Below are 24,384 nucleotides of genomic sequence, written 5' to 3'. Positions count from 1 at the left end.
CTCAACTTAAGCGACGGTGTGTTCTTACAGACATTAGAATGCCAAATCCAGCCATCAATGTCACCATCGAAGTGCCTCCATAGCTAATTAAAGGCAGTGGTACGCCCACTACCGGTAATAATCCGCTGACCATGCCGATATTTACGAACAAATAAATGAAGAATGTCATGGTGATACTACCCGCAATGAGGCGTTCAAATACTCGTTGGCCTTGCATCGCAATCATTAAACCGCGGCAGATCACAAATAAATAAAGTGACAGTAGTAAGATCACACCGAATAAACCGAATTCTTCACTAAATACTGCAAAAATAAAATCTGTGTGACGCTCAGGCAAAAAATCCAGTTGTGACTGGGTGCCTGATAACCAGCCTTTGCCCCAAAAACCTCCGGAACCAATGGCAATCTTAGATTGAATAATATGGTAACCAGAACCCAATGGATCGGTTTCTGGGTTGAGGAAGGTTAATACCCGTTGTTTTTGATAAGGGTGCATTAAGAAGAACCACAGAACAGGCGCAAAACCTGCCAGCATCCCAAAAGCAATCATCACTAATCGCCATGACATACCGGCTAAGAAAATAACAAAAATACCTGAAATCGCAACGAGTAATGAAGTGCCCAGATCAGGCTGTTTGGCGATCAGTAATGTCGGGATCAAGACCATGATTAACGCGGTTATGATGGTTCTGAAATTCGGAGGTATAGTTTGGTCACTCATGTAATGCGCCACGGCTAATGGCATGACTACTTTCATTATTTCAGATGGTTGGAACTTGGTAAAACCAAGATCAATCCAGCGCTGCGCACCTTTGCCAACATGGCCAAATAGCAATACCGCGATTAATAAAATGGTCCCCATAACAAAGATGGGAAATGCCCAGCGTCGGTAAGTGGAAGGTGGTATTTGTGCTAGCGCAAGCATTACCGCTAACGCAAGAAACATACGCACGACGTGTCTTTCCATTAGTGCGATGTCCGATCCACCTGCGCTATAAAGCACGACAAGGCTCACCCCCATCAGACTTAGCAGGCCAAATAATAATGGGAAATCGATATGTAATTTATACCAAACACTCTGATTATGACGACGATTTGGCATTAATTTTCCTTTTTATTTTCAAAGTAGACATCAAATAAACGGCGTGCTGATGGGGCCGCTTGTGAGCTACCACCACCAGCATTTTCTAGAATGATAGTCGCTGATATTTCCGGTTCTTCAAACGGTGCATAAGCCACAAACATGGCGTTATCACGTAATCGCTCGCGGATCTTACTGGCATCGTATTTTTCTTCACCGAGCTGGTAAAGCTGTGCAGTACCTGATTTACCTGCGACGGTGTAGGTGGTGTTAGCAAACGCGCGATGTGCAGTACCTGTTTTGGTTACAACACCGAGCATACCGTCTTTAGCTACTTGCCAGTTCGCGGGATCTTTGAGTTTCAGCGGTGGTAATGCCACGACGGGTGAAAATTGATCACCATTGGTATATTTTATATCCCGAACAAGCTGTGGCACAGGGCGTAGCCCTCGGCTTGCCACAATACCTGTCGCTTTCGCAAGTTGGATTGGTGTCGCAGACCAGTAGCCCTGACCAATACCCACTGAAATAGTATCACCCTGATACCAAGGTTGGTTGTAACGTGCACGTTTCCATTCTCGAGATGGCAAGATAGCATTGGTTTCTTCTTTAACATCAATACCGGTATATTCACCAAAGCCAAACTTGGTCATAAAATTGTGAATCTTATCAATGCCGACATTATAAGCGAGATTATAAAAGAAGGTATCTGACGATCGTGCGATGGCGGTATACACATTAATCTTACCACGCCCCCAACGATTCCAGTCTCGGAAGCGCCGTTTAGTATTTGGGATCTGGAACCAACCAGGATCATTGATAAGGGTATTTGGTGTGATTGCACCGTCTTCTAAGGCCAAGATAGCTAATTGTGGTTTTATTGTTGATGCGGGCGGATAGCGTCCTTGTGTTGCTCGGTTGATCAAAGGGTGATCTTTTGACTGTAATAGGCGATTATAATCTTTACTGCTAATACCGTGTACAAATAAGTTAGGATCATAACTCGGGCTAGAGACCATTGCTAATACTTCACCTGTTTTGGGGGCGAGTAAGACTATCGCCCCACGGCGACCGGCTAGCTCTTGTTGTGCCTTAAGTTGCAAACGAATATCGATATTTAAATACAGATCATTACCTGGTACGGGCTGTGTTATTTTCAGTGTGCGGATGATCTTACCGCGATTATTGACTTCTACTTCTTTAAATCCAGGCTCGCCATGTAACGTATTTTCATAATAGCGTTCGATGCCCTGTTTACCGATATCATGGGTCGCCGCATACGTTGCACGTAAACCTTTTTTGGCTAAGCGGTTAAGATCATTTCGGTTAATTCTGGCTACATAGCCGAGTGCATGCGTAAGCGCATCACCAAACGGATAATAACGTTTTAATCGAGCATTGACGGAAATACCGGGATAGTTATGCCGTTGAACTGAAAAGAGAGCCACTTGAGATTCGGATAAATTAGTTAATATGGAGACTCGCTTAAAGCGACGTTGGCGTTTTAAGCGAGTCTGAAAATCGTCAATGTTATCTTCAGTTAGGCTTAATAAGCTGGTTAATTTGACGATGGTGGCGTCAATATCGGTAATTTTTTCCGGTACCATATCTAAGCTGAAAACGGGCTTATTTTCCGCTAAAAGTATACCGTTGCGATCATAGATAAGCCCACGATTGGGTGCGATAGGCACTAACTTGATACGGTTTTCGTTAGAACGGGTTTTGTAAGCTTGGTATGAATCGACTTGTAAGTAATAAAGATTACTCAATAACAAGCCAAGTACACAGAGGACAAAAATAAATGAGACCATGATGCGACGACTAAATAATGCTGCTTCCGCAGAATGGTCTCGTAAGGCTATACGCTTCCTTGCCACCAATATTACTCTCTATGATAAGGATGGTTTGTTGTTACACTCCAAGCGCGATATAACGCTTCGGCTACCACTACACGTACCATCGGATGTGGTAAGGTCAGTGGTGACAACGACCAGCGTTGTTCTGATGCCGCGATGCATTCTGGTGCAAGTCCTTCTGGGCCGCCAATCAATAGGCTAACGTCACGACCATCATGCTTCCACTTATCGAGTTCAACGGCTAGTTGTGCAGTAGTCCAAGGTTTTCCGGTCACTTCCAGAGTAACGATACGATTGCCTTTCGGGATCGCTTGCATCGTTTTTACACCTTCTAGCTCTAAGATCCGTTTGATGTCCGCGTTTTTACCACGCTTACCCGCATTGATCTCAAGTAATTCAAAAGGCATATCTTTAGGGAAGCGACGTGCATATTCTTTATACCCGGTTTCTACCCATGTTGGCATCTTAGTGCCAACGGCAACTAGCTGAATTTTCATTTGACTATGTCCCTACAGACTGCCAAAGCTGTTCTAGTTGGTAAAGATCACGCGTTTGTTGTTGCATGATGTGAACGACTATGTCACCCATATCAACTAAAACCCATTCACTATCTTCTTTACCTTCAATACCCATAACGAATACTTCGTTACGTTTAGCTTCAAGGTAAAGGTGGTTAGAAATCGATTTAACGTGAGTTTTTGATGTGCCAGTACATACGATCATTATATCTGTTACTGGTGATTTACCTTTAACATCAATAACTTGAACGTCGCGGGCTTTCATGTCTTCAATTTTATCTAGTACAAATGCTTGCAGGTCAGAAATTTGCAAGGGTCCTCCAGAGGAACTTTATCGAGTTAACCGCGAATTATAACAGTGAATAATGCCTAAATATATACCTAGCTTGTATCTGAGCGAGTATCTCTTGCAGTTTATTTATATAAATTATTTTTATGTATATAAGACAGAACATTATCAGGCAGTAGATATTGAGGGCTTTGCTGATGTTTAATCAACTGACGGATCCGTGTCGCCGATATTTCTAATTGCGTGCTTGGCCAAAGTAAAATCCGGCCTTGTTTTTGTTGCTGTAAGACTTCGACATCCATTGTTTGTACTTGTTCAAATAATTTTTGCATTTCTGGCGCTAATGTTAACTCGTAATTAGGGCGATAACTGACGACAAGGTGACAATAATCGAGCAGTTCTTGCCAACGATGCCAGGTATGTAGGCTGTTGAGTGAATCAAGACCAATCAAGAAACACACTGGCGTGGTTGGATTCTCTGCTGCAAGTTCAATTAACGTATCGATGGTATAAGACGGTGTTGTACGGTTTAACTCTCGGGTATCTACACTTAGCTCATCACAATGTTCTACCGCTAATGTCGCCATCGCTAAGCGGTGCGCTGAATTTGATCCCGGTGCGGCACGATGTGGCGGAATGTGGTTGGGCATCAGCCTTACTTCAGCTAAATTAAGCTGCTGTAATAAATCTAAGCAAGGACGAAGATGGCCATAATGGATCGGATCAAATGTACCGCCTAAAATACCGATAGCGCGAGTCGGGATGAAATCAGTCATAAGTAGCCGTTCGTTATTATTCCTGACACAAAATTAATTAATGTCGGAATGGTGAAAGTTGGGTAATAAAGTAGAGTCAGCAAAGCTGATGCTCAACATTTGTAACGATAACCAAGGATCAACACTGGTACTGGTTTTAATTGCACTATCAACACTTGAACACAGGATTAACATTTGCTCTATTTTACTTAATGATAAACGACTTAAACAGGCATTAATCATTTGTTGTCGACCCGCCCATAAACGTTGTTTTTTCATTTCGTCAATCACCGAAAGTCCTTGCTGCTGCATCAAACTGTAATAATAAAGCTGATTGATTTCTTTATTTAGTGCCCAGTTAATGACGATAGGGTCGATACCTTCTGCCTGTAGCTGTTGCAGGATCCGCTGGCCTCGGTTGACCTTACCCGCGAGCAGGGCATCAACCAGCTGAAAGCTAGTGAAGTGTGAATGCTGGGTTATTGATTGCTGTAATTGTGCCAAGCTTAATGTCTGACCAGGGTAGAGCAGAGATAATTTATCTATTTCTTGTTGGGCCGCGAGTAAATTACCTTCAAAACTCCGGCACAGTAGGGTGATCACATCCGCTTGCGGTTCTAAATTGGCACGTTTAAGGCGATTGCGCATCCAGTTGGCAAAAAAGCGCCCTTCGGGATGTCCGACGGGTATGTAAAGTGCGTTTTTGAAGTACTGGGTAAACCATTTCGCATTTTGTTGTGCTTTGGTCAAATATGGACCACTGAGTATTAAAATAAGATCAGGGTTGAGCAGCTTAAATACATCATTAAGTTGGCTGATATCTTCTTTCGCTGGTCGTTTTTCGAAGATCAGCTCGACCGTTTGACGACTAGAGAACAGTGACATTGATTGACAGGTATGAAAAACGGCAGGCCAATCCATGAGCGGTTCGGCATGAAACTTGTGGTGTTCATCAAAGCCGACTTTTTTAGCGGCGGTTTTGATCTGGTCAATCGCTTCCATTTTTAATAATGGCTCTTCACCGAATATTAAATAACAGGGTTTGAGTTCAGTTTTTAAGTACTGCTCGAGTTGCTCTGGATAAACGCGCATTAGTTAGTTTCAAACTCTGTATTTAGCTCTATTTCATTATCACTATCACCGATTTTTTTTGGTTCGATAATAACTTGGCTTAGGGTACGAACAATTTGTTGTGCCGCTGCTTCGCGCAGTTCTCGTATTAATAATTCAGATTCGCGTGAACGAGCAAGTGCTTCTTGTGAGTTATTTAGCTGATCACGTTGCAGGGCAATGGTGAAGTATTGTGGTTCTTGCTTGGGCAAGCGTACTTCGATTTTGATAACGTAGCTAAGTTCATACTCGGCTGCCGTTGCATCAGAGTAGAGTGACACAGTACGTGATCCGGTACTTTCTGACATAATTCTGAGTATGGGTGTTTGCGAGTTTAATAACGCGGGGTCCATCGCCGTGGTTCTCGTGTGGGTTGAATCTTCACCCATCACATCAGAAGTATCATCGTTTTCTGTTGTCAGCGATACCATACTCGTTATTTTCGGTTCTACGAGATTGATTTGGTTGTAGCGTAATTCTCGTTTGATGAGGCGGGTTAGATCGGAATACTTACTCGATACTAAGGTTAAATTGCGTAATTCATTTGGAATGCCACTGCCATTTTTTAAATGGAAACCGCAGCCGCTGAGCACTGCTGTAACAAGAAAGATGCAAGTTAGTCGAATAAAACCTGGTTTTAGTGCCGATGCGATCATAATGCCTACAAAATAAATAAGTTAATTGACGCTAATTTTACACGTAATCTAAAAACAAAAAAGCCCTAGACTCTACTATAAAAATAAAAGCAGAATGAAGGGCCTATTATTTGTGTACTATTTACATCTAACGGGGCTATTAATCGACAAAATACAGCGTTAATTGATTAGCTTTTAACGCTGGTGTTTATCACGGTAAATAGTTTTAGTTCGCGACTTAGTTTGCAACAATGTTTAATAGTTTACCTGGTACGAAAATTATTTTACGTACTGTTTTACCATCGGTAAATTTAGTCACGTTTACATCTGCATTGGCTAATGCTTCAACAAATTCTTGTGTTGCGTCTGCTGGTACTGTTAATTTAGCACGCAGCTTACCGTTTACTTGAACGATGATCAGTTTTTCTGACTCAACCATAGCCGCTTTGTCCGCTACAGGCCATCGTGCTTCGTCGATGGTACCTTCTTGACCGAGTTTGCCCCACAGTTCAAAACTGATGTGTGGCGTGATAGGTGCAAGTAGACGAACAACCGCTACTAATGCTTCTTGCAGTAGCGCCCGATCTTGTTCTGACGCTTGCGGTGCTTTAGTTAGCTTGTTCATTAATTCCATCACCGAGGCAATCGCAGTGTTGAACGTTTGACGACGATCGATATCGTCAGATACCTTAGCGATTGTTTTATGGACTTCACGACGTAGTTCTTTTTGTTTGCCGTTAAGTGCTGCAACGTCTAGTTCGGCAACGTCACCTTTGCTGATGTGATTGTAAGCAAGTGTCCAGATACGACGTAGGAAACGGTGTGCGCCTTCTACTGCCGAGTCTTGCCATTCTAGTGTTTGGTCAGCGGGTGCTGCAAACATCATGAATAGACGTACGGTATCAGCGCCAAAACGATCGATCATGGTTTGCGGGTCGATACCGTTGTTTTTAGACTTAGACATTTTAGTCATGCCAGTATGAACCAGTTCGTTACCTTCATTATCGATGTATTTCGTTGCTTGACCTTTTTCGTCACGCTCTGCGGTAACGTCTAATGGCGAAACCCAAACACGACCGCCACTTTCGTTAGTATAGTAGTATGCATCAGCAAGTACCATACCTTGACAAAGCAGACGTTTGAACGGTTCGTTGCTATCAACCATTTGTTCATCACGTAATAGCTTGTGGAAGAAACGTGCATATAATAAATGCATACATGCGTGTTCAATACCACCCACATACTGATCAACTGGTAACCAATGATTTGCATCTTCACGGTTTAGCATTTCAGTTTCTGATGTGGCGCTACAGTAGCGTGCGTAGTACCAAGATGATTCCATGAAGGTATCAAATGTGTCTGTTTCACGTAGTGCAGGTTGACCCTTGTATGTTGTTTTAGCCCATTCTAAATCTGCTTTAATTGGACTTTGAATGCCGTCCATCTGCACATCTTCAGGTAGGATCACTGGCAGTTGGTCTGCTGGTGTGGGCACCACAGTCCCATCTTCAAGTGTTAACATTGGGATTGGCGCGCCCCAGTAACGTTGACGAGAAACACCCCAGTCACGGAGACGGAAGTTAACTTTCTTGGTGCCTTGACCGCTGGCTTCTAATTTAGCGGCGATGGCATCAACTGCTGCGTTAAATTCTAAACCGTCGAATTCACCCGAGTTAAACAGTACACCCTTTTCAGTGTAAGCTTTTTCTGAGACATCGAGTTCGCTACCGTCAACAGGTTTGATTACGGGCACAATATCGATGCCGTATTTGGTGGCGAATTCATAGTCACGTTGGTCATGCGCTGGAACCGCCATCACAGCACCTGTGCCGTAACCCATTAATACGAAGTTTGCTACGTATACCGGTACTTTACGACCATTTAATGGATGAATAGCATATAGGCCTGTAGCCATGCCTTTCTTTTCCATTTTTTCTAGATCAGCTTCAGCCACTTTCATGTTTTTACATTCAGTGTTGAATGCCGCTAATTCTGGGTTGTTTAATGCGGCTTTCGTTGCTAACGGGTGACCTGCTGCAATACCAATATACGTTACGCCCATTACTGTGTCTGGACGCGTTGTGTATACAGATAATTTGCTTAGGGCTGCATCGTCTTCGCTTTCAACTATGAAGTCTAATTCAATACCTTCACTGCGACCGATCCAGTTACGTTGCATGGTTTTAACTTGCTCAGGCCAGCCGTCAAGATCATCAATTGACGTAAGTAGTTCGTCTGCGTACTCAGTGATTTTAATGAACCACTGTGGAATTTCTTTTTGCTCTACGGGGGTATCACAACGCCAGCAGCAGCCGTCATTTACTTGTTCGTTAGCCAGTACAGTTTCATCGTTTGGACACCAGTTCACAGATGACGTTTTCTTATAAACTAAACCTTTTTTGAACAGTTTAGTGAAGAACTCTTGTTCCCAACGGTAGTATTCAGGTGTACATGTTGCGATTTCACGTTTCCAGTCATAACCAAAGCCTAACGACGTTAGCTGACCTTTCATGTAATCAATGTTTTCATACGTCCAAGACGCTGGGGCTGTGTTGTTTTTGATTGCTGCATTTTCAGCGGGCAGACCAAATGCATCCCAACCGATAGGTTGTAATACATTTTTGCCTTGCATACGTTGGAAACGTGCGATCACGTCACCAATTGTGTAGTTACGTACGTGGCCCATGTGCAGTCGACCACTTGGGTATGGGAACATAGACAAGCAGTAGAATTTCTCTTTAGTTTCGTCGTTTTGTACTTCGAATGTTTTATTTTCTTGCCAGTGTTTTTGAACCTTAGGTTCGATACTGCTTGGAGTATATTGTTCTTGCATGGGTAATATCCAGTCTGTTCTTGGTAGGATTTATAAACAAAATTTTGCCATAGAATACCTTAGCAAACTAAGGGCAACAAGTTTCATTTGCAGATAGCGATAAGTTATTCTTGAACAGGTACTCATATTTAGTTATTTTACCGTTAACTTGTGAGGTAGCCAGCTTGTTGACTATGTTTTTTGGCATATACTTAATATATACCCAAACTACTTCAAGGCGCTATAAGCGACTAGCTGGGATATAGTAATGATAAAATTTGATTGATTAATACAGCTTGATTGTATAATTAACTTAAATTAATGCGGAGGTTTATATGGCTAAATCTAACACTCAGTATCAAAATTCAGTGAGTAAATTATCTGTGCACCCTTTGGGTTATAAGGGACTGTATCCGCTTATTGAGAATAGTTTCATTCGCCGATTTGTGGTTAAAACAGAGGCGTATTTAGGTGCTGCGGGAGACTTGACGAAAAAAGAGTTAGCCGAAGCTTCCGCTTATATTCGTCATGATATGGATGAGTTGAGCAAAGATTACCAGTCGAGTATCGATAGTTTTAAACTATCGGCTTGGTATCAGGCTTGGGACAAAATAACCTGGGGTACGTTAGCATCAATCACCGATAAGACCCAAGTGGAATGGACCGAGGTAGGGGATGATTTGCAGCATCAAGGACGTTACTGCGTTGGTGATGAAGTTGGATTCGGGTTATTGACCTGTGTTCGTTGTGGTTATAGTAAAGAATTATTTCATCCGACCACGGTACTTTCTTGTGCTAATTGCGACGGTAGTGAGTTTATGCGTGAAAGTTTTGAACCTTAAATTACACCCGTCAGGTATTTCTGGCCGTGTGATTATTCAACGATATAGTCAGCTCGCAATGGCGCTGGCTATATCGGTTGACGTAACGACAGATAAGTAAGATGAACTAAAATGGCTCATCTATTCTAACACTGGGAAATCCGACTTGCTGAGCTGTTGCTGTGGCGATATCTAAATTACGGTAACACTTTTCGTGACCACTAAAATCGGTTAGTGGAATAATCTCACCATCTTCTGTTTTAAATTCGACAATCCAACCATTAGCAATTAATGATGGTTCGACAATTGCCTCGACTAATTCATGTCTGTGATACATGCTTTTGATATCTGAAAGTTGCATCGCAACACCTCCCTCGGCAGAATATTAGGATCCATATTGTCAGTTTAGTCGATAACAAAGTAACTTCAAGCAAGCTTATTTGTTGCATGGTTGGTTAAGCCGTAGCAGAGCGTTAATCTGTCGCTAGCTGTTTTGCTATTTTAATATTGATGTGTGATGAACTACGATTATTACTCTTTATTATAGATGGTGTTGCGATACTTCTGGCGACTGCATCGAAATTTATTCGTTAACTTCCATTCTCTTTATCATACTGAGTTGTATCATCATATTGTTTGGAACTCGGATGTTGATTCGCACTTATTCATTACTCGTCTCGTTATTTGCCTCAAGCACACAGCAACTGTTAGCCGCTGATATAATATCACTGTCATCAAGCCATTCATCAACAGCAAATACAGTGACACATTCCCGTTGTCCAAGTGTACTTAATCAGCATCGTATTCGTTATTTAGAAACGCAAATAATTAAACATCGGCATATTTATTACGCTGGTCAAACGCCGTTATTACATGATGGTGAATTTGATTTATTAGTGGATGAATTAACTGTGTTATCGCATTGTTTATCCCCAGTATTAACTCAGATCGGAGGCGAAAACCAGCAACATAATGATACTCGGCAACGTGTTCGACAGCCGCATCGACAACAAATGTTAAGTTTAAATTCAGTGCGAGAAAGAACCGCTGTGGATAAATTTTACCAGCTGCATCAAGATCAGCAATTACTGATCCAACCTAAAATTGATGGTATGGCTGTTGAGTTAGTGTACGAAAAAGGCATGCTAGTGGGCGCATCAAGCAGAGGTAACGGTAAACAGGGTAAGGATTTGTTGGCGTTGATGTTACGCAGTAATGCAGTAAATAGCATTATTGCTTATCCGCATACATTAGTTATCCATGGTGAGCTATATGTTGGACAACAAGATTGGCAGTTGCGCGGTAAGTATGTGTCTTCGCGGCATATGACTGCCGGTATTGCCAGCCAATTGTCGCCAGCCCAAGCTGATGTCATGAGCTTGCGCTTTATGCCTTGGCGTTGGATTGATTCTCCTTATAACAATGAACTTATGGGGTTGGCACAATTAGCCATGCTTGGCTTTGCTGACATGTCGAAAATGAGTCATGTCATCGAGCAGCCTCAAGATATAGATTATTGGCTCGCGCACTATCAAAATACAGAGGCGTTCTTACTGGATGGTATTGTGCTTAAATTAGCGAACAATACACTGCAACGTCAATATGGCCACACTCAGCATGCGCCACGTTGGGCGCTAGCATTAAAATTTACCGGTCCGAAAGGGTTCAGTAATGTCATTGATATTACTTATCAGGTGGGTAAAAGTGGTCGTATTACCCCGATTATTCACGTGCAACCATTAGCGCTGTCTGGGCGTCAAGTAACCCGTGTTTCGGGACGCTCTCAGCCTTGGTTATTACAGTCTAAGATTGAAGTCGGTAGTCGGGTCGAAATTGAACTGGTAGGGAATGCGACACCGCAATTAACCCGGTTAGTGAGCAGCCGTTAGCATCTTGCATATTTAGGCATTTTGAGTATACTGCTGCCCAGTAACTGCAACGGGCTCATCTATATACTCTTCATTTGGTTTGCTGATTGTGCATCTTGAAGTAGTTTGGGTATAGGTGGACCCGTTTTTATTTTGATTGAAATGATCGAATATATCAGCGAAACACCCGGCTCGATGAAATGCTGGGCCACCTGTTTGTTTGAACTATGATGTAGGCAAAACCATGAAATTTATTGTAAAAATATTTCCAGAAGTAATGATGAAAAGTAAATCTGTGCGCAAGCGTTTTAGTAAAATGCTGCAATCGAGTTTACGTAATATGCTACGCCGTGAAGATGAACATGCACGTGTGATCCTTGAATGGGATAAAATTATTGTCCGCACCACAGATGACAGTGAGAAAAACCACAATTTTTATTGTGAAGTATTAAGAAATACCCCAGGGATTGCCCATTCACTCGAAGTCCTAGAGTCAACTTTCACCGATCTTGATGATATTTTCCAGCAAGCATTACCTGTTTATAAAGATATTTTAGTTGGAAAAACCTTTTGTGTACGTGCCAAACGTAACGGTAAGCATGACTTTACCTCGATTGATTTAGAGCGTTATGTTGGTGGTGGCTTAAATCAGCATACAGAAGCAGCGCGTGTACAATTAAAAAAACCACAAGAAACGATTAAAATTGAAGTTGAAAATGATAAACTTTATCTGGTGACTGAACGTCATGAAGGTTTAGGTGGTTTCCCTATGGCAGGACAAGAAGATGTACTGTCATTAATGTCAGGTGGTTTTGATTCCGCGGTATCAAGTTACTTAACCATTAAACGTGGTAGCCGAACGCATTTCTGTTTCTTCAACTTAGGCGGTGATGCGCATGAGATTGGTGTAAAACAAATTTCATATTTCCTATGGAACAAATATAGCTCATCACATAAAGTTAAATTTGTCAGCGTACCGTTCGATCCAGTAGTTGCAGAAATTTTAGAAAAAGTAGATAACTCACAAATGGGTGTGGTACTTAAACGTATGATGATGCGTGCCGCGTCTAAAATAGCAGAACGTCTAGGTATTGAAGCTTTGGTAACCGGTGAAGCGGTTGGTCAAGTATCAAGTCAAACTATCCGTAACTTATCGTTAATCGATTCTGTTACCGATACGCTGATCTTACGTCCATTGATCGTTGCTGATAAACAAGACATTATCGATATAGCGCGTAAAATTGGTACTGCTGAATTCTCTGAAACAATTCCTGAATACTGTGGTGTTATTTCAAAAAAACCAACCGTAAAAGCAGTGAAAGAGAAGATTGAAGCAGAAGAAGCTAAATTTGACATGAGCTTGATTGATCAAGTGGTGATGGATGCTAAAGTGATCGATATTCGTCAAATCGCAACAGAAGCACAAGAGCAAGTAAGCGATGTTGAAGCCGTCACTGAAATTTCCGCAAATGAAGTGATTTTAGATATTCGTAGTATTGACGAAATTGAAGATTCACCACTTGACGTTGATGGGCTTGAAGTTCAGCACATGCCTTTCTTTAAGTTAGGTAATCAGTTCAGCGAATTAGATCAAGAGAAAACGTACTTATTGTACTGTGATCGTGGTGTGATGAGTAAACTACAAGCGCTTTACTTGATTGAAAAAGGTTATGGTAACGTTAAAGTTTACCGTCCTTAATGATCATGGAAGGTAAGGTTAGTATTTAGCTTTACCTTCAATGATTGATGAAAGCCAGCAAGAGATTGCTGGCTTTTTGATCATGATGTTCAATATACTTTATTGTTACGAGACTAGTTTAGTTTCTTGCTGTTTGATTTGTGCATACAGGGCTTGGTTCGCTGGCACTGGGATACTGTAGGCATTCGCCACTTTCAATACATAGCCGGTAATATAATCAATTTCGGACTTACGGTTAAAGTGCTGATCTTGATGCATCGAAGAATAGTTTTCAGCAGTGCGGGTTATCACATTATCCACGTGTGCTTGCAGCTCTGCATAAGACCAAGGTAAGCGGGCTTTTTCACAAACAAGCGCTAACTCTTGCACCAGCTTAACCACATGCGGGTATAACGCAGGACAGGCCAATTCGCCATTCTTACATTGATGAATGGCGGTTAATGGGTTGATCGCACAGTTAATCACGAGTTTAAGCCATAACTTCTCTCGAATGTCCTCGCACCATGTTAATTCTTCAAGTGCGAATAATTGGTTGGCAATATCCTTATAACGTTTAGCTTGATTATTAAATGGCCCTAACCAAGTCACGCCTGCGCCCGTGTGGCGAATATGCTCGGAGACCTTTAATACCCCATTGGATGTGGTGCCAACCATGATAGCGTGGCGTGGGAATAGTTTCTCGGTTTGTTCGGCGGTGCCCATACCATTATGCAACAGCACGATACAACAATGTTTATCAATTTGTGATTGTAATAAGGTCAGCGCCGGCAGTACATCTTGCGCTTTGAGGGTGACCAGTAAAAAGTCACATTTAGGCGTGAGTTTGCCTTGTGCCATGACGGTATTAGTGGTGTTCTCACCCGCTAAGTTTTCAAAGTTGAAACTGCGAATATGCGCGTCACTCTCGGGACGTAATACAAAGGCGGCATGTTGACCTGATTTTAGTAATTTTTCTGCAAAGAAATGCCCGATAGCACCGGCACCAAGAATGTTCCAATTAGCCATGTATTTTTGCCCGTAATGGTTGAAGAATTAAGTAGCTGGTAATACCGATTAAATCGGCGACAATATCCCAATGGCTTGTGGTGCGACCAGGTATCATACCTTGAATGAATTCAATAAAAATACCGAATCCAAGTAATGTCATAAACAGCGTTATGGTTCTGTTTGGGAAACTATAATCAAACAGCAATGCTAATGTTACAAAAGCCATTAAGTGATTCAACTTATCGTAACCGAATTGTGGGATATTACTCGAAGGTTTACTAAAAGCAAGCAGACAGATTACGAGTATAACAATGACAAATAGCAGGCGAAACCAGAGTTTATATTTGTACAGTGGCATACTTATCTCAATAAAATATGAACGTAATAGCCATTATAGTCAGTTAATCGTTAGTTAATGCAACCTAGTCGCTTACTTCTGTAGTTAATGGTTGAATTACAGCTAGTATCTATTAGATAATCAACCCATTATAAATGATAGGATATGAAGATGCCTCAATTTGATATTATTTCTGAAGTTGACATGGTTGAAGTGAAGAACGCAACCGACAATGCAAACCGTGAACTAAGCACTCGTTTTGATTTCCGTGGTGTTGACGCCAGCTTCGAGCTAATTAAAGAAAAAATAAAAATGCGTACAGATGAAGATATGCAACTTCGTCAAATGGCTGATATTTTACGTACTGCTTTAGTGAAGCGTAATGTCGACAGCTCTGCGATGAGCGTCGGTAAAACTGAATTCTCGGGTAAAACTTGCAGTGCCGATGTTGAATTTTTGCAAGGCGTTGAAGGCAGTGTTGCTAAGAAAGTTGTAAAAGCAATTAAAGATAGCAAGATCAAAGTACAAGTGTCTATTCAAGGTGACAAAGTGCGCGTTGTTGGTAAGAAGCGTGATGACTTGCAGGCGGTAATGCAATTAATTCGTACGTCAGATCTAGGTCAACCGTTCCAATTTGATAACCAAAGAGATTAGGCGCTGAGCGTTTAATGTTGAAGTGACTGAGTTCTAAATAGTAAAAAAAAGCCTAACGTGTGGATATACGCTAGGTTTTTTTTATGGCTATGATTTAATCCATTTAAAGCGTTTGGTCGTCTGCAAGTACATGAGTACGAGAATAAAGACCACAGGGATTATCCCTAATACCGCAGTACCAATGAAAAAGGCGGAATAATCCCACGAATCAACAATCACGCCAGAAAAACCAGCAATAAATTTCGGTAGTAAAACCATGATGGATGAGAATAGCGCGTATTGAGTTGCGGTAAACTGGGTATTGGTTAAGCGTGATAAAAACACCACAAATGCGCAAGTAGCAATACCCGCACTTAAGTTGTCAGCACTGATTACCAAGGTTAATAACAGCTGGGCAGGGTCTTGTGTTTGCAACCAAGTCTCTGGCAGCATCAACGCCAGTACCGTCATTAATTGACTGGTTGCCATACTGCCTGCCATCCAATGAAACAGCACATTGGTTAATGCAGAAAGTACACCGCCGAGTAATAAGATCGACAATAGCCCGAAACCACTGACTAATAGACCGCCTAATCCAGCGCCTATTAATGTCATTATCACACCAAATACTTTGGATATTGCTGCAACTTCAGCTTTTGAGTAACCCATATCGACATAAAACGGATTGGCCATGATCCCCATGACAATGTCACTGATACGATAAGTGATAACAATGCCAAGTAGCAGTAGACAGGTTTTACCGTAACGTTGGAATAGGTCGGTAAGCGGGTTCACTATGCCAGTGATGAGGAACTCACGGACATTGTGAACAGCTTGGATCTGATGCTTGGCGATAGGCTCTTTAGACAGTAAAGTTGCCAATACCCCAAATAACATGAACAATGCCATACAAGCATAAGCGAACTGCCAGGCCGCAGCATTGTAGACTGCGCTATTATCATAAAATGCGGCAATGGCTAATGAACCCGCACCGGCCACTATCATGGCAAGTCGATAACCTGTCATGTAAGTAGCAGCCATTGCCCCTTGTAAGTGCGTATCGGCACTTTCAATGCGAAAGGCATCGATAACAACATCTTGGGTTGCGGAAAAAATCGCTAAGCCAAGTGAGGCGATAATGAATAAGATCACACTTTGTTGTGGATCTTGGGTAGCCATTATCATTAACATGGCCATGATCATGATTTGCGTGAACAGCAGCCAACTTCGACGTCGTCCGAGTTTGTTATGCAACCAGGGCAATTGAAACTGGTCGATCAACGGTGACCAAGCCCATTTAAAGCTATAAGTAAGGGCTATCCAACTAAAGAAACCAATGCTGGCACGTTCAACACCTGCTTCACGTAACCAAAATGACAGTGTGGAGAATACCAGCAGGAGTGGTAAGCCAGAAGAAAAACCAAATAATCCCATAAACAGTACACGGGGATTAAGGTAAATAGATAAGGTTTGAAGAATAGTCGGCAATGTCAGCAGTCCATCTAACGTAAGTATTTGCTGATACTACCGTATTTTAAGGTATTTAATAAGCCTGACAGCAGACTGGGCTGGGTTTATTCTATGTATTTAATCATTAACTATTAGTAATAGCGAAATTAGTCCAAGTATTCCGTGACAGGTCTAATACCAATGCAGTTGTAAGGTTTAACGCCTTGACCTTGTAAAAATAAAGCACCGGTATGCAAAATATTGGTTTTAGTCGGCGATCAACTTAAAAAATTAACAACATTTCGTTTTTATGGCATAAACTCGGTTAACAATTTTTAAGTTATTGATTGTGTACTTTGAGGTGGCTTGGATATATATATCAAACATCTGATATAGTGCGAGTAATACGCTTATTTTTATCACGGAATGGAAGTTACATCATGCGATCAAATCATTTGTTCACCCAATTACTGTTAATTTTGTGTTCAACATTTATGGTTAATACTGCATTTGCAGCGGAGACTAAAGCCCTAATCAAAACCAATCTAGGTGATATTATGGTTGAGCTATACCCAGAACAAGCGCCTTTATCTGTTGCTAATTTTATCAACTATGTTGAAAGGGATTTTTATAGTGGCATTATTTTTCACCGTGTGATCCCTGGATTTATGGCACAGACGGGTGGGTTTAATGAAAACCTAGAAAAGCAGATATCAGGAAAGCCAGTCATTAATGAAGCAAATAATGGCTTAAGTAATGAGCGTGGTACTCTGGCGTTAGCACGTACTAACAATCCCAACTCGGCGACATCACAGTTTTTTATTAATCTCAAAAATAATAACTTTTTAAATCGTTCGGGTTCAAGCCCATTACAAGCGGGTTATGCTGTATTTGGTCGTGTGGTAGCTGGAATGGATGTGGTGGATAAAATAGCAAAACAACCAACAGGTAAAAAGAAGTATTACAGTGATGTACCATTAACAAACATTGTGATTGAAAGCATTACGATGTTGAAGTAGTCCCTCGCAGGATGTCTTGCTATAAGACATCCATTGCGAGGCTTTTTGGCATCAGTAACATTAACGCGTTAAGTAATCACTAATTTGTTGATCATTAAATACATCGTTGAGTAATGATGATAATTGCAGAGAAAACTTAGCTTCCAATTCATTAATTGATGGGCTAAACGCGCCTGTTAAAATTGATGCACTACGAAATTGTTTTGTCAGTGTTTGACCCTTATTCTCAATTGAGATAATCAAAACTAACGTTGAATCCGCTTGATGCTCGAAGCTATCTTGTTGCACATCGATTCGCGCTGTTTGTAACTCAAGGTTAATGGCGATATCTGCAGCCGCAGTAAATACTAACCCTTGTTGTTCCCAGCCTTGTTGTAGCTTAGCCGTAGTCAGGTTAATCAGTGAGCTTTGGTTATTCAGCAGCTGCGCTGGTTCACCGACTTTGTGGATCGCAATTAAGTAATTGGCATCACGAATATCTTTGCTCGTTAGGTTTACTTGAGTCTCGCTATATTGCGTTGTCAGAGGTGCTAGCTCAGCCGTAATATTAACTTGCTTAGGCGCACTGGCGCAGCTTGCTAATAATACTAAACCTGCACTTAATAATAGTTTTTTTAGCATATTATTTTTGCGCCTTAATGATCACAAACTTGGCATTTGATGCGATAATCTCATGATTATCGAATAAACGATCAAGTTTGATGTGGTAGTCAAGATGACGGTTACCAACAATGTAAAGTGCGCCGCCCCAAGCTAATGCACGGTGAGCATCTTTAAACATTTGCCATGCAATGTGATCTGTAATGGCTTTTTCTTGGTGGAATGGAGGGTTACATAACACCAAGTCCACACTGTGTGGTTCGTAATCGTAAAGACAGTTATTTACTAAGAATTCAACATCCGGTTCGTGGCTGGCAATATTGGTCGCTGCATTTTCTTTCGCTGATGCAATTGCCATAAATGATTCATCAACAAAAGTGATTTTAGCTTGTGGGTTTAAGCGGGCTGCGGTAATACCGATAACACCATTACCACAACCTAGGTCGATAATATGCTGGTATTCACCTTTAGGTAAATTCTGCATAAAAAAGTTACCGCCAATATCTAAATTGTTACGTGAAAATACATTGGCATGATTAGATAATGAGATATTTGTTTTTGGTACATCCCAAGTCATTGGTGCTGGGATCTCTAATGCTTTCGTTTCTGTGATTGTTGTGAAAATTAAGCGCGATTTTTTCTTTGCTAATGATGTTTTCGTCTCGCCAAGGTATTTCTCAAATAACGCTAAGGTAGAATTATGAATATCTTTGGCTTTTGCACCCGCAATAATCGTCGTATTTGGTGTGACAACATGGCTAAGCATGGCAAGTTGGTGTTCTAATAGAGACAAAGTGCGTGGGATCTTGATTAATACTAAATCAACATTTTCCGGTAATTCAGCAAGACAGTCTTGGACTTTTACTTGTTCTGTGCTTAACTCATTTTCATCTAGATTTTGCGCGATTGCCGCGTGGCTGATCCATGAGTCACTCACTGTGGTGACGTTATACTGATTATAAGCACACGTTAGTGCACCAAAACTATCATTAAAGATAAGTACTGAAAATTGTTTAGCAAGCGTTAAATCTGCAACGGTATTAATCATATATTCATCGGCAGAGTCCCATGCTTGCAGTTGCTCAACGCTACGTTTAGGGTAGCGGTACAAAGATAATTCGGTACTTTCAAGAGATAGTTCAGTGTTCATAGTATGTTCCAGTTAAGGTTGATCGTGCATTTTACACTGTTATTTTACTAAATATATAAAGAAGAGGTTTTAAATGTCATTAGGTAACGATATTAAACAGCAATTATTGGCGAGCTTTGATATTCAACATTTAGACGTGATTTGTGACAGCCATAAACACAATGTACCACCGGGTACGGAAATTCATTTTTCAGTGGTGATCGTGACTGCTGAGTTTGAAGGGAAAATGTTAATTGCGCGTCACCGTATGGTTAACACTGCGCTGGTGGCTCAATTTGAAGCGGGTATCCATGCACTATCAATTCATGCCTATACACCGGAACAATGGGCTAAAAAAAATGATCAAGATCAAAAAGTGCCTACATCTCCAGATTGTCTAGGTTAATGAGACATTAACTCAATTAAGTATTTAAATTAGTGTTATTGGTTGTGAGTACATGTTAATTTTTAAAAGTCCATTTTTTTTAAATGGATATACCCAGAAATATGACTAAAATAAGCTCAATAAAATAGTTTTTTATCATTTAATTATCAGATTTATATTTTTGTTATTTTTTTAAGAATATGTTTTTAAGGCATTTTTTATGTGTTGAATTATAGTGTGAAAACTTTGCTTTATAACTGCCCGTTACTTGATGAAGTTCAAGCAATAATCTTAAATTAGTGCTAGAATTACCCCAAATTTTTTGTTAATAAAAACACACTACCTTGTGAATACTTATTTGTGGGTATCTTTGTGTGTGATTTTTGTTAGCAGAAGTGTTCTTTCTCTTCCTAAAAAAAGTAGTGCATGTGAGTATGATTACGATAAAAAAAGGACTGGATCTACCTATCGCAGGTAAACCTGAGCAAGTGATTCATGATGGCCCAGCTATCAAACGAGTTGCTGTTCTAGGTGAAGAGTATATTGGAATGCGCCCAACGATGAAAATTAAAGTTGGTGATCGTGTTAAGAAAGGTCAGGTTCTTTTTGAAGACAAAAAGACACCGGGCGTTAAATATACAGCCTTCGCTGCAGGAACAATTGCTGAAGTTAACCGTGGCGCTAAGCGGGTCTTACAATCGGTAGTGATTGACGTAGACGGTAACGAGAGTGAGAAATTCGCTCAGTTTAACTCAACTGAAATTGCTAATCTTGACCGCGATGTAGTGGTTAACAATCTTGTAGATTCTGGTTTATGGACCGCATTACGCACTCGTCCATTTAGCCGTGTTCCTGCAATTGACAGTAATGCATCAGCTATCTTCGTTACAGCAATAGATACCAATCCATTAGCTGCAGATGCCGCATTAATTATCAATCAAAACAGTGAAGCATTTGTTGATGGTTTAAATGTTATTTCTCACTTAACAAGCGGTAAAGTTTACGTTTGTAAAGCGGAAGGTACATTACCTAAATCAACAGCATCAAATGTTGAAGAGCACGCATTTGCTGGCCCTCATCCTGCTGGTCTTGCTGGTACACATATTCATTTATTAGAGTCAGCTGGTACAAACCGTACTGTTTGGTCTATTGGCTATCAAGATGTCATCGCTTTTGGTAAGTTATTCACTACTGGTGAACTACATACTGACCGTGTTATTTCACTCGCAGGCCCTGCGGTGAAAAATCCACGTTTAATTAGCACTCGTCTAGGCGCATCAATTACAGAATTAACTGCAAGTGAACTTAATGCTGGTGAAAATCGCATTATTTCAGGTTCTGTATTAAACGGTGTTAAATCTGACGGTGCACATGCTTATCTTGGTCGTTACCACAACCAAATCAGTGTATTATCTGAAGGTCGTGAGAAAGAGTTCCTTGGTTACATGAAACCAGGTAGTGATAAATTCTCAGTAGCTAACGTATTTACTTCTGCATTCAACCGCGCACGTCAATTTAGCTTTACTACAACCACTGGTGGTAGTGATCGTGCAATGATGCCAATTGGTAATTATGAGCGCGTTATGCCATTAGATATCTTACCAACTATGTTATTACGTTCGTTAGTAACGGGCGATACAGATGAAGCAATTACGTTAGGTTGTCTTGAATTAGACGAAGAAGATTTAGCGTTATGTACTTTTTCTTGCCCTGGTAAGTACGACTTTGGTCCAATTCTACGTGATTGCCTAACGACAATAGAGAAGGAAGGTTAAGCATGGGTCTTAAGAATTATATCGAAGGGATGGAACATCACTTCGAACCAGGCGGTAAACACGAAAAATGGTTTGCCCTGTATGAAGCTGTTGCAACGGGCTTATTTACGCCTGGTTATGTAACAAAAGGCAAAACACACGTTCGTGACAATATCGATTTAAAACGTATCATGATCTTAGTGTGGATGTGTGCCTTACCTATGGTTTTCTGGGGTATGTACAACATTGGTGCTCAAGCTAATACGGCGATTGCATCAGGTGCTGGTACTCCATTCGACGATTGGCATGTTGCTTTACTTAGTGCGTTTGGCGTGACGATGGGTGAGGGCGCAGGAGTCATAGCAAGTATGCTATATGGCGCTGTCTACTTCCTCCCTATTTACGCGACCGTGTTTATCGTGGGTGGTTTCTGGGAAGTGTTATTTGCCGCCGTGCGTAAGCATGAAGTGAATGAAGGTTTCTTCGTAACCTCTATCCTATTTGCACTTATCCTGCCTGCGAACATTCCATTATGGCAAGCCGCTGTCGGTATTACTTTCGGTGTTGTCATCGCTAAAGAAGTATTCGGTGGTACAGGTAAGAACTTCTTAAACCCTGCATTAGCAGGTCGTGCGTTCTTATTCTTCGCCTACCCATCTGATATTTCAGGTGATGCTGTTTGGACTGCGGTTGACGGTTTTTCTGGTGCTACAGCACTAAGTTCAGCTGCTGCCGGCGGTCTTGAAGGTCTAACCAGTTCACTAACTTGGGCTGACGCATTCATTGGTAACATGCAAGGTTCTACGGGTGAAGTATCTACAGTACTTATCCTATTAGGCGGTGCTGTTCTACTGCTTGCGGGTATCGCATCATGGCGAATCGTTGCTGGTGTGTTGATTGGTATGGTAGCAACAAGCTTACTATTCAACATGATTGGTTCTGATACTAATCCAATGTTCGAAGTACCATTTTACTGGCATTTAGTTATCGGTGGTTTCGCGTTTGGTATGATGTTCATGGCGACAGACCCTGTGTCTGCATCATTTACTGAAAATGGTAAATGGGCTTACGGTATCCTTATCGGCTTAATGGTTGTACTCATTCGTGTAGTTAACCCTGCATTCCCTGAAGGTATGATGTTAGCAATCTTGTTTGCTAACTTATTCGCACCTTTATTTGATCACTTTGTTGTTCAAGCTAACATTAAACGGAGACTTGCACGCAATGGCTAGTAAAGAAACTCCAATGAGAACTATCGCAGTCGTTACGGCGCTGTGTTTAGTCTGTTCAATTATTGTATCTGGTGCCGCTATCGGCTTACGTGATGCTCAAAATGCGAACAAAGCATTAGATAAGCAAACGAACCTGCTTTCTGTTGCTGGCAAATTAGAAGCGAATGCGAACGTTGGTGAAATTTATGCCAAGTTTGTTGAAGCTAAGTTTGTTGACTTAAGTACCGGTGAGTATGTTGATCTAAATTCAGATGAATATGCAGATTTAAATGCAGCGACATTTGATCAACTTAAAAACGTAAAAGATCTGACTAAAAGTATGGACTTGACTGGTAAAGACATTGCCGGTATCAAACGCCGTTCCAATGTTGCTGATGTTTATCTTGTAAAAGATGCACAAGGTAATGTTGAGTCTTACGTGTTACCTGTATACGGTCGTGGCCTATGGTCAACCATGTATGCATTCATTGCAATCGACAAAGATGGCAAAACAGTGATACGCATTCAGTACTATGACCAAGGTGAAACGCCGGGTCTAGGTGGTGAAATATTAAACCCGCGGTGGACAGTTAAATGGGAAGGCAAGCAACTATTCGATGCGAATGGTGATGTTGCAATCCGTATCGTGAAAGGTGGCGGTCAAGCTAAGACGCCTTCAGGTATCGATGCTCTATCTGGTGCGACGCTAACTAGCCAAGGTGTTGAAAATACATTCCAGTTCTGGATTGGTGACAACGGTTTTGGTCCTTTCTTGAAGAAATTGCAAAACGGAGGCTTAAACAATGGCTAAGTCTGAGTTAAGAGAGGTTATTACCTCACCTATAGTTACTAACAACCCGATTGCACTACAAATCTTAGGTGTTTGTTCTGCATTGGCGGTGACAACTAAGATGGAAACTGCATTAGTGATGACGCTAGCGGTAATGTTGGTAACAGCCTTTTCAAGTTTCTTTATCTCGTTAGTACGTAACTATATTCCGAATAGTGTGCGTATTATTGTGCAAATGGCAATTATTGCATCATTGGTGATTGTTGTTGACCAAGTACTTAAAGCAGTAGCGTTCCAGTTATCAAAAGAGCTTTCGGTATTCGTTGGTCTGATCATTACAAACTGTATCGTAATGGGTCGTGCGGAAGCATACGCAATGAAGAATAAACCTCTACCAAGTTTCTTAGATGGTATCGGTAACGGTTTAGGTTACGGTGTTATCTTATTAGCTGTGGCGACTGTGCGTGAAATCTTTGGTTCAGGTACTTGGTTTGGTATTGAAATCTTACCACTAATCCAAAACGGTGGTTGGTACCAGTCAAATGGCCTATTACTACTTCCGCCAAGTGCATTCTTCATCATTGGTTTATTGATTTGGGCTCTACGTACGTGGAAACCAGAACAAGTTGAGCCAAAGGGGTAAACG

The 24,384-nt window shown here is 41.3% G+C and carries 24 protein-coding genes; 10 read left to right on the top strand and 14 right to left on the bottom strand.

The window, feature by feature from the left end:
• Position 1 precedes the first annotated feature (1 nt).
• The 8 genes from rodA to leuS all read right to left on the bottom strand — a co-directional run bounded on the left by rodA (position 2) and on the right by leuS (position 9,077).
• On the bottom strand, positions 2-1,102 hold the full coding sequence (gene rodA / locus MORIYA_RS11145; protein WP_112715202.1) for a rod shape-determining protein RodA: 1,101 nt from the start codon (positions 1,100-1,102) through the stop codon (positions 2-4).
• Complete coding sequence (gene mrdA, locus MORIYA_RS11140) at positions 1,102-2,958, bottom strand: penicillin-binding protein 2 (protein WP_112718581.1); 1,857 nt, start codon at positions 2,956-2,958, stop codon at positions 1,102-1,104. The genes rodA and mrdA overlap by 1 nt, the downstream gene beginning before the upstream one ends.
• 5 nt (positions 2,959-2,963) lie before the next feature.
• Positions 2,964-3,434, bottom strand: a complete 471-nt coding sequence (rlmH, locus tag MORIYA_RS11135) for a 23S rRNA (pseudouridine(1915)-N(3))-methyltransferase RlmH (RefSeq protein WP_112715200.1) — start codon at positions 3,432-3,434, stop codon at positions 2,964-2,966.
• Positions 3,435-3,438: 4 nt separating this feature from the next.
• Complete coding sequence (gene rsfS, locus MORIYA_RS11130) at positions 3,439-3,768, bottom strand: ribosome silencing factor (RefSeq protein WP_112715198.1); 330 nt, start codon at positions 3,766-3,768, stop codon at positions 3,439-3,441.
• A 101-nt stretch (positions 3,769-3,869) separates the two neighbouring features.
• Positions 3,870-4,520, bottom strand: coding sequence for a nicotinate-nucleotide adenylyltransferase (gene nadD / locus MORIYA_RS11125; protein ID WP_112715196.1), 651 nt, complete (start codon positions 4,518-4,520; stop codon positions 3,870-3,872).
• 33 nt (positions 4,521-4,553) lie between these two features.
• The gene (holA, locus tag MORIYA_RS11120) at positions 4,554-5,591 is read right to left on the bottom strand and encodes a DNA polymerase III subunit delta (protein ID WP_112715194.1); all 1,038 of its coding nucleotides are present in this window, start codon (positions 5,589-5,591) and stop codon (positions 4,554-4,556) included.
• The gene (locus tag MORIYA_RS11115; RefSeq protein WP_112715192.1) at positions 5,591-6,265 is read right to left on the bottom strand and encodes an LPS-assembly lipoprotein LptE; all 675 of its coding nucleotides are present in this window, start codon (positions 6,263-6,265) and stop codon (positions 5,591-5,593) included. The genes holA and MORIYA_RS11115 overlap by 1 nt, the downstream gene beginning before the upstream one ends.
• A gap of 217 nt (positions 6,266-6,482) precedes the next feature.
• On the bottom strand, positions 6,483-9,077 hold the full coding sequence (leuS, locus tag MORIYA_RS11110) for a leucine--tRNA ligase (protein ID WP_112715190.1): 2,595 nt from the start codon (positions 9,075-9,077) through the stop codon (positions 6,483-6,485).
• A 314-nt stretch (positions 9,078-9,391) separates the two neighbouring features.
• Here leuS and MORIYA_RS11105 point away from each other — a divergent pair, with 314 nt between their 5' ends.
• Entirely contained in the window at positions 9,392-9,898 is a 507-nt protein-coding gene (locus tag MORIYA_RS11105; protein WP_174216923.1) for a zinc ribbon-containing protein, read from the top strand.
• Positions 9,899-10,004: 106 nt separating this feature from the next.
• Here MORIYA_RS11105 and MORIYA_RS11100 read toward each other — a convergent pair whose 3' ends face one another.
• On the bottom strand, positions 10,005-10,238 hold the full coding sequence (locus MORIYA_RS11100; protein WP_112715188.1) for a thymidylate kinase: 234 nt from the start codon (positions 10,236-10,238) through the stop codon (positions 10,005-10,007).
• A gap of 286 nt (positions 10,239-10,524) precedes the next feature.
• On the opposite strand from MORIYA_RS11100, the gene MORIYA_RS11095 reads away from it, so the two are divergent.
• Together MORIYA_RS11095 and thiI are read left to right on the top strand one after the other, a co-directional pair.
• On the top strand, positions 10,525-11,766 hold the full coding sequence (locus tag MORIYA_RS11095) for a DNA ligase (RefSeq protein ID WP_112715186.1): 1,242 nt from the start codon (positions 10,525-10,527) through the stop codon (positions 11,764-11,766).
• A 223-nt stretch (positions 11,767-11,989) separates the two neighbouring features.
• Positions 11,990-13,444 carry a tRNA uracil 4-sulfurtransferase ThiI gene (thiI, locus tag MORIYA_RS11090; protein ID WP_112715184.1) on the top strand — a complete coding sequence of 485 codons (1,455 nt, stop codon included), beginning with the start codon at positions 11,990-11,992 and terminating at the stop codon, positions 13,442-13,444.
• 105 nt (positions 13,445-13,549) lie between these two features.
• On the opposite strand, the gene MORIYA_RS11085 is transcribed toward thiI, so the two are convergent.
• Positions 13,550-14,449: a ketopantoate reductase family protein gene (locus tag MORIYA_RS11085; protein WP_112715182.1), complete on the bottom strand. Its 900-nt coding sequence runs from the start codon at positions 14,447-14,449 to the stop codon at positions 13,550-13,552.
• Positions 14,442-14,789: a VanZ family protein gene (locus tag MORIYA_RS21615; protein ID WP_112715180.1), complete on the bottom strand. Its 348-nt coding sequence runs from the start codon at positions 14,787-14,789 to the stop codon at positions 14,442-14,444. Before MORIYA_RS21615 ends, MORIYA_RS11085 begins: the two co-directional genes overlap by 8 nt.
• Positions 14,790-14,939: 150 nt before the next feature.
• Here MORIYA_RS21615 and MORIYA_RS11075 point away from each other — a divergent pair, with 150 nt between their 5' ends.
• A complete protein-coding gene (locus tag MORIYA_RS11075; protein WP_112715178.1) occupies positions 14,940-15,422 on the top strand; it encodes a YajQ family cyclic di-GMP-binding protein in 483 nt (160 codons plus the stop codon).
• A gap of 87 nt (positions 15,423-15,509) precedes the next feature.
• Here the strand turns inward: MORIYA_RS11075 and MORIYA_RS11070 are convergent, their stop codons facing one another.
• A complete protein-coding gene (locus tag MORIYA_RS11070; RefSeq protein WP_408632083.1) occupies positions 15,510-16,889 on the bottom strand; it encodes an AmpG family muropeptide MFS transporter in 1,380 nt (459 codons plus the stop codon).
• Positions 16,890-17,344: 455 nt separating this feature from the next.
• Between MORIYA_RS11070 and MORIYA_RS11065 the strand changes: the two genes are divergently transcribed.
• Entirely contained in the window at positions 17,345-17,869 is a 525-nt protein-coding gene (locus tag MORIYA_RS11065) for a peptidylprolyl isomerase (protein ID WP_112718575.1), read from the top strand.
• Between the two features lie 60 nt (positions 17,870-17,929).
• Here MORIYA_RS11065 and MORIYA_RS11060 read toward each other — a convergent pair whose 3' ends face one another.
• Positions 17,930-18,490, bottom strand: a complete 561-nt coding sequence (locus MORIYA_RS11060) for a YajG family lipoprotein (RefSeq protein ID WP_112715176.1) — start codon at positions 18,488-18,490, stop codon at positions 17,930-17,932.
• Between the two features lies 1 nt (position 18,491).
• Positions 18,492-19,619, bottom strand: coding sequence for a methyltransferase (locus tag MORIYA_RS11055; RefSeq protein ID WP_112715174.1), 1,128 nt, complete (start codon positions 19,617-19,619; stop codon positions 18,492-18,494).
• A gap of 73 nt (positions 19,620-19,692) precedes the next feature.
• Here MORIYA_RS11055 and MORIYA_RS11050 point away from each other — a divergent pair, with 73 nt between their 5' ends.
• The 5 genes from MORIYA_RS11050 to MORIYA_RS11030 all read left to right on the top strand — a co-directional run bounded on the left by MORIYA_RS11050 (position 19,693) and on the right by MORIYA_RS11030 (position 24,381).
• A complete protein-coding gene (locus MORIYA_RS11050; RefSeq protein WP_112715172.1) occupies positions 19,693-20,004 on the top strand; it encodes a BolA family protein in 312 nt (103 codons plus the stop codon).
• 413 nt (positions 20,005-20,417) lie between these two features.
• Positions 20,418-21,758 (top strand): Na(+)-translocating NADH-quinone reductase subunit A, encoded by a 1,341-nt coding sequence (locus MORIYA_RS11045; RefSeq protein WP_112718573.1) that lies wholly within the window; start codon positions 20,418-20,420, stop codon positions 21,756-21,758.
• A 2-nt stretch (positions 21,759-21,760) separates the two neighbouring features.
• On the top strand, positions 21,761-22,969 hold the full coding sequence (locus tag MORIYA_RS11040; protein ID WP_112715170.1) for an NADH:ubiquinone reductase (Na(+)-transporting) subunit B: 1,209 nt from the start codon (positions 21,761-21,763) through the stop codon (positions 22,967-22,969).
• Positions 22,962-23,759, top strand: coding sequence for a Na(+)-translocating NADH-quinone reductase subunit C (locus MORIYA_RS11035; RefSeq protein ID WP_112715168.1), 798 nt, complete (start codon positions 22,962-22,964; stop codon positions 23,757-23,759). The genes MORIYA_RS11040 and MORIYA_RS11035 overlap by 8 nt, the downstream gene beginning before the upstream one ends.
• Complete coding sequence (locus MORIYA_RS11030) at positions 23,752-24,381, top strand: NADH:ubiquinone reductase (Na(+)-transporting) subunit D (protein WP_112715166.1); 630 nt, start codon at positions 23,752-23,754, stop codon at positions 24,379-24,381. The genes MORIYA_RS11035 and MORIYA_RS11030 overlap by 8 nt, the downstream gene beginning before the upstream one ends.
• Positions 24,382-24,384: the final 3 nt, after the last annotated feature.

The sequence above is a fragment of the Moritella yayanosii genome (genome assembly GCF_900465055.1).
Taxonomy (GTDB): Bacteria; Pseudomonadota; Gammaproteobacteria; order Enterobacterales; family Moritellaceae; genus Moritella; species Moritella yayanosii.
Note: the sequence above shows the minus strand (reverse complement) of the source record. Positions and strands in the feature narration are given on the sequence as shown.